A 6,043-nucleotide genomic window follows, 5' to 3' on the forward strand; every position below is an offset into this window, starting at 1 on the left:
CGCTGTACGCTGCTCGACCTCTGTCCGACCGGCCAGCGCCGGATGGCGCCCGGCAAGCAGTCCGGAAAGGATGCCGGCAGCGATCCAGTCAGCGATCCTGGCGCCGATCAGGTCCGGGCGGCGGCCGACATCAGCTTGGATCGCAGTTCCTTGGCCCGCTCGTAGCCTTCGACGATATCGCAGATCCGCAGGCGGTCTACGATGATCTGGTCGATCTCCGCCCTGGAAAGCCCTTGGGCGACTGCCGAACGGACCTGTTCCAGGGCTTCCTGATCCATCGAGCGGGTGATCGTGTCGAAACGGGCCTTGGTGTGGTGGTCGATCTTCAGCGACCGCGCCAGATCGCGGAACTGGCGGAGAGCGCCTGCGCGTTCTTCCGCCTCGACGGCCTGGGCGTCGGTGGCGGGTGCTGGATTGGCCTTGGCGGCCGCCATCGATACCGCCGAGTCCTCGGCCGTGCGGTTCAGGTTCTCCACCACGAAATCGCCGATCGCGCGCCGGGTGCGGTCCAGCGACCTGGCATCGACGTTGATGCTGCCCCATTGCCGCTTGCGGCCCAGGGCATCCAGGCTGCTGACCAGGCGTCCCGCCACCTTGGCGGCGACCTGCAGGTCGGTGCGGGGGATGTCGACAAGCCGGTCCGCGTCTTCCCCCAGCTTGTCGATCACCGACTGGGTGAGGTCGCCGACAAGGGCGTCGCGCTGCCGCTGGGTCGCCTGGAGCTTCACCCTCTCCACCAGTTCCAGGACCTTCGCCGGCTCTCCCGACAAGGCCAGCAGGATGCGGGTGAACAGCGCCACGTCCTCCGGCAGGGGCAGCGTGATGAACACTTCCTCGATCATCTGGACGTGATGGGGCTGGAGGTCCTCGAACGGCTTGGGCGGCAGGTCGGCCTTCATCTGCTCGATCCGGGCGCCGAACCGCAGGAAGGCCGCCATGTCGGCGATCTGGTGCAGGACATCCTCGTCCCGCCCGATCCGCTCGGTGCGCAGGCGCTGGTCGGTCGCGGCGCGCTTGGCGAAATCGGCCAGGATATCGGATGCGGCCGGCCAAAGGCGCTCGCCGAAGGCAAGGGCGAAGTCCCGGTGCTTGGTCGTCTTGCCCAAAAGCTCGGCCCGTATGGCGGCCGACTTGGCTTCGCCCATCGCCGATTCGAAGATCTCCGTGACGGGCCGGATGATCGCCCGGCTGAACCGCTTCGAGCCGCGCCGGTAGAGCAGCGGACCGTCGAGCAGGTCTTCCACCGGAGCGAACAGGATGCGCGCCATCGACAGCGGGCGCGGCGGCCGCAGCCAGAACAGCCGGTGGCGGACTTTGGAGATCGCCTCGTCCAGCTGGGTCCGTTCCGGCAGCGTATCGACGATGCGGACGATCTGGATCAGCTTGTCGTCGGAAGCCTGGGCTATCGCGCTGCTGAGTTGCTGAAGCTCCGCCCAGGTGGTCATAGCATGGCTCCCTTCAGCACTTCGTTCCGGGCGACCTGCTCCATCAGGTTCCTGCCGGTCCTCCAGTCCTGGTTCAGCCGGACCCATTTGCGCTGGATGGACTTCGATTCCTGCTCAAGCCCGCTCTCGGTCCATTCCGAGACTTCCCTCGGCATGACCGGGATCAGCCGGGCCATCTCCAGGATCGTGTCGCGCTGGCGTTCGTGCGGCTCGTTCTCGACCGAGGTCCAGAGCGCCACGATGTAGGACCAGCCGTCCAGCAGCCACGCAAGCCTGGACATCTGGCCGCTGATGATCTTCGCGTCGCGATCCCAGTTCCGCATGATGCTGAGCACGTTGCGGATCAGGCCGTCGCTCTCGCCCATCGTCACCCTGGCCATCGACGTCGTATGAAGGGCCACCGACGCCGCGAAGCGGCCGACTTCCGCCGCCGCCGTCACGTCGCGGCTCTGCCACTGGGTCAGCGATTCGGCGAAGGCGTCCAACTCGCCCAGCAGACGCCGGAGCCGCCCCGGAGTAGGTGCCCAGGGCAGCCCGACCGTGAAGGTCGATCGGGTCAGGACCTCGATCCGCTGGTAGAGGATCTCGGGCGAAATCTGCAAAGCATGGGCGACCTGGAAGATCGCCTGCTTCATGCGGGCTTCGGTATCCTCGCCGGGCCGTCCGGTCATCAGTTCCTGCGCGGAGATCCCGGCCAGCTTCAGCAGGTCCACGACCAGCAGGAAGTTGGTCAGCAGCGCCTCTTCCTTCTCCTGCGCCAGCAGGGTCTCGGCGCGCCGCATCGCGTCGCGTCCGGCAAGTCCCTTGGCCGCGACGGAGAGGGTTGCTGTCCGCACGGTCGCCGGGTCCATCCGCTCGATCGCCAGCACCGCATCGTACAAGGCATGGTCGTGCAGGGTCACGGTCGCGAACTGGACCAGCGAGCGCCATGCCAGGATATAGGAGCCCTTGCCGCCGGCAAGGTTGGGCAGGATCAGTTCGACCCTGTCGCCATCGGACTGCCGAATGCGGGACTGGACCAGCAGGGGGGTGGTGAAATCAACCGCAACCCCCCGTTGAGCGAAGGTCGACGGCGCGAACTCCGCCGGTTTCTCCATGATCTGCCCGAATATGTCGGCCGATGACATTCAAGAATACTCCAGAACACGCTTGCAATCAGTCGTTACGGTAGACTGTCGAGGTTAACGCAATATATAGATGCAAAGTTTTGGTGTATTTTGTGTAAAATTTACTGCGCTTTACGGATGGTCGATGCATCGTGCCATCTCCGGGAATTCGAGTATACAGAAGCCGCATGCGACCGTTTCGCCATGCCGCCTGTTGGAGCCGGGGCATCCGCTGTAAAACTCGCATCAGGACTGGGAAGATCGCAGGACTGGGAAGATCGAAGGTACCATGGCTGAATCGGTTAGGAACGTCTTCACCGCCGCCCGGCATCACGAAGAACTGGGCGACACCTTCTACGATGCCGTGGAGCCGGCGCGCTTCCCGGCACATATCCAGCGCTGGAGAAACCGGCGCTGGGCGGAGCGGGTGGGGCTGGGCGGCCTGTCGGACGAAGAGTGGATCGCCCATTTCGGCCGGTTCGAGCCGCTGCCCGGCAGCCTGGAACGCCCGCTGGCGCTGCGCTACCACGGCCATCAGTTCCGCAGCTACAACCCGCAGCTCGGCGACGGACGGGGCTTCCTGTTCGCCCAGTTGCGCGATCCGGTGGACGGTCGCCTGCTCGACCTCGCCACCAAGGGGAGCGGCGAGACGCCGTGGTCCCGCGGCGCCGACGGACGCCTGACGCTGAAGGGCGGCGTGCGCGAGGTGCTGGCGACCCAGTTGCTGGAAGCGCGCGGCGTCGGCACCTCGAAGAGCTTCAGCCTGATCGAGACGGGCGAAAACCTGTACCGGGGCGACGAGCCGTCGCCGACCCGCTCGTCCGTGCTGGTGCGGCTCAGCCATTCCCATGTCAGGATCGGCACTTTCCAGCGGTTGGCCTATCTGAAAGACGATGCGGGTCTGCGCCGCCTGATCGATCACAGCACCCGGTACTACATGCCCGACCTGTGGCAGGACGGTCAGCCGGCGGACGAGGCAACCCGCGCGCTTGCATTCCTGGAGCGGGCCTGCGCCAATATCGCCCGCATGGGAGCGGAGTGGACGGCGGCCGGATTCGTCCATGGCGTCATCAATTCCGACAACGTGACGATCACGGGCGAAAGCTTCGACTATGGGCCGTACCGGTTCCTGGCGGAATACGACCCCAAATTCGTGGCGGCCTATTTCGATCCGTACGGGCTCTACGCCTACGGGCGGCAGCCCGAAGCGCTGCTGTGGAACCTGACCCGGTTGGCGGAATGCCTGATGCCCTTCGCGTCTCCCGCCAAGCTGGAGGCCGTTCTGGACGGTTTCTCCGCCGCCTTCGCCCAGTCGCTGGGGAAGGCGACGCTCGACCGCCTCGGGCTGGAGCAGGCCCGGGAGCCGGCGGGGCTTGCCGACGACATGGCCTTCGCCGGCGTCGTCTACGACTTCATGAACGGCAGCCGGGTCCCGTTCGAGCAGTTCTTCTTCGACTGGTATGGGGGGCCCGCCAGCGTGGAGCGCGCCGAATCCGGCCCCGCCGCCGAGTTCTACCGCTCCCCGGCGTTCGAGCCGGTTCGTACCGGGCTGCTGAAGCGCAAGCCTGCGGCTTCGGCCAACCTCGGCCATTCCTACTTTGCGGGAGGGCGGCCCTGCACGCTGCTGATCGACGAGATCGAGGCGCTATGGGCGCCGATCGCGGCGGCGGACGACTGGTCGGGCTGGCACGCAAAGCTGGCCGAAATCGCCCTGGCCGCCGAGGCTTATGGCGTGACTACTCCGGAGGCTGGCGAGGCTTCACCGCTTCCCTGAAGCAGCCGGCCCGGCCCATCGCGGTGAACCGGCAGACCATGCCGGTGCTGAAGCGGAACTGCTCCGACGTTTCACGACGCACCGCGACGCCGTTGGAGAACTGAACCCAGCCGAGCGAGTCCATCTTCGCGATGACTCCATTGGAGAACTGCAACTCGCCCTTCTGCGATTTGACGACCTTGACGCCGTCGGACATCACGATGTCGTTGACCCCTTCGCGGAACGCCGCGATGCCATGGGAGCAGCGGACCCCGCCGACCGAAACTTCGCAGGTGAAGGCCCGCTGGTTCGGTCCGAGGACGACCATCGCGAAGACGGCGACTTCCAGCACATTCATCAGCACGGCGCATTTCCCCGGACGGAAGGTTCCCAGCGGCATTCGATATATGATGAAACCGGTAAAGATATTCTTCACCATCATGCCGCGTTACCGGACATTCCACGCGTCCCGGTGCGGCAAAACTCCGCATGGGAGACAATGTCACGCTGTATCGGCTCCGGTTGGAATAACATGGCCGCAACCATCGACCGGCGGTTTCGGGCCGGCGCATCTGCGGGGGAAAAGCGGCCATGGGCGACAAGAAGGCGAACGGCAGGAAGACCAGGGGCAACGGGCTGGAAGTCGGCGGCGAGGTGCTGACCGACGCGCGGGAAACCGCCGCCGTCGAAGCCCATTGGCGCGGCCTGGACCATGGCGGCCTCCCGGAAAAGCCGGTGAAGAAGTACAAATATGTCGATGAACTGGCCCGCCTTCAGTTCGAACTGATCAAGCTCCAGGAATGGGTGCGGGTCGAGGGCCTCAAGGTCTGCATCATCTTCGAAGGCCGCGATGCCGCCGGCAAGGGCGGCGTCATCAAGCGAATCGCCGAAAGCCTCAACCCCCGAATCTGCCGCATCGTCGCCCTCGGCACCCCGACAGAGCGCGAGCGCGGCCAATGGTACTTCCAGCGCTACGTCGCCCAGTTGCCCGCCAAGGGCGAGATCGTCCTGTTCGACCGGAGCTGGTACAACCGCGCCGGCGTCGAGAAGGTCATGGGCTTCTGCACCGACGAGGAATACAAGGAGTTCCTGCATTCCTGCCCGGTGTTCGAGGACATGCTGGTGCGTTCCGGCATCGTTCTGATCAAGTACTGGTTCTCCGTCAGCGACGAGGAACAGGAGCGCCGCTTCATCGAGCGCACCAATAACCCGATCAAGCGCTGGAAGCTGAGCCCGATGGACCTGGAGTCGCGCAAGCACTGGGTCGAATACTCCCAGGCCAAGGACCTGATGTTGAAGCACACCGACCTGAAACGCACCCCCTGGCACATCGTCGACGCCGACAACAAGAAGCGCGCCCGCCTGAACTGCATCGCCCACCTGCTGGGGCAGATCCCTTACAAGGCGCTGCTTCCCGAAGCACTGGAACTGCCGCCGAGGCAGGAAGACACGGGGTATAAGCGGCCGGCGAAGGACTCGCAGCGTTGGGTACCGAAGCTGTATTGAGAAAAGCTTCGTAACGGAACGACTTCGACGGCTGCGGTGCGATACCGTTCGGGCCGCAGCCTACGAGCGCCTTATCTTGCCTATATCGCTCGTGAGGCTCAGTCGTCCGCGTGCCCCGGCCGTGAGCGCGTGATCGCCAGGCTCAGCAGGATCACCGGAATGATGCCGACCGCGACGATTGCCAAGGCCGGGGCCGCCGCTTCGGCAAGCCGCTCGTCCGATGCCAGCTGGTA

The 6,043-nt window shown here is 65.2% G+C and carries 5 protein-coding genes; 2 read left to right on the forward strand and 3 right to left on the reverse strand.

The features are described 5' to 3' along the window. Positions 1 to 107: 107 nt before the first annotated feature. Together AC5JJ6_RS24495 and AC5JJ6_RS24500 are read right to left on the reverse strand one after the other, a co-directional pair. Positions 108 to 1,445 carry a hypothetical protein gene (locus AC5JJ6_RS24495; RefSeq protein WP_496044568.1) on the reverse strand — a complete coding sequence of 446 codons (1,338 nt, stop codon included), beginning with the start codon at positions 1,443 to 1,445 and terminating at the stop codon, positions 108 to 110. Then, complete coding sequence (locus AC5JJ6_RS24500; RefSeq protein WP_496044569.1) at positions 1,442 to 2,572, reverse strand: hypothetical protein; 1,131 nt, start codon at positions 2,570 to 2,572, stop codon at positions 1,442 to 1,444. The genes AC5JJ6_RS24495 and AC5JJ6_RS24500 overlap by 4 nt, the downstream gene beginning before the upstream one ends. A 268-nt stretch (positions 2,573 to 2,840) precedes the next feature. Between AC5JJ6_RS24500 and AC5JJ6_RS24505 the strand changes: the two genes are divergently transcribed. Next, a complete protein-coding gene (locus tag AC5JJ6_RS24505; RefSeq protein ID WP_496044570.1) occupies positions 2,841 to 4,325 on the forward strand; it encodes a protein adenylyltransferase SelO family protein in 1,485 nt (494 codons plus the stop codon). Here the strand turns inward: AC5JJ6_RS24505 and AC5JJ6_RS24510 are convergent. Then, positions 4,288 to 4,746 (reverse strand): hypothetical protein, encoded by a 459-nt coding sequence (locus AC5JJ6_RS24510; protein ID WP_496044571.1) that lies wholly within the window; start codon positions 4,744 to 4,746, stop codon positions 4,288 to 4,290. The two genes, AC5JJ6_RS24505 and AC5JJ6_RS24510, sit on opposite strands and share 38 nt — an antisense overlap. A gap of 149 nt (positions 4,747 to 4,895) precedes the next feature. Between AC5JJ6_RS24510 and ppk2 the strand changes: the two genes are divergently transcribed. Then, on the forward strand, positions 4,896 to 5,810 hold the full coding sequence (gene ppk2, locus AC5JJ6_RS24515) for a polyphosphate kinase 2 (RefSeq protein WP_496044572.1): 915 nt from the start codon (positions 4,896 to 4,898) through the stop codon (positions 5,808 to 5,810). Positions 5,811 to 6,043: the final 233 nt, after the last annotated feature.

Source organism: Skermanella sp., assembly GCF_059503625.1.

Coding starts and splice junctions, on each gene's coding strand:
- AC5JJ6_RS24505 (WP_496044570.1), top strand. CDS start 2,841: ATGGCTGAATCGGTTAGGAACGTCTTCACCGCCGCCCGGCATCACGAA.
- AC5JJ6_RS24500 (WP_496044569.1), bottom strand. CDS start 2,572: ATGTCATCGGCCGACATATTCGGGCAGATCATGGAGAAACCGGCGGAG.
- AC5JJ6_RS24510 (WP_496044571.1), bottom strand. CDS start 4,746: ATGATGGTGAAGAATATCTTTACCGGTTTCATCATATATCGAATGCCG.
- ppk2 (WP_496044572.1), top strand. CDS start 4,896: ATGGGCGACAAGAAGGCGAACGGCAGGAAGACCAGGGGCAACGGGCTG.
- AC5JJ6_RS24495 (WP_496044568.1), bottom strand. CDS start 1,445: ATGACCACCTGGGCGGAGCTTCAGCAACTCAGCAGCGCGATAGCCCAG.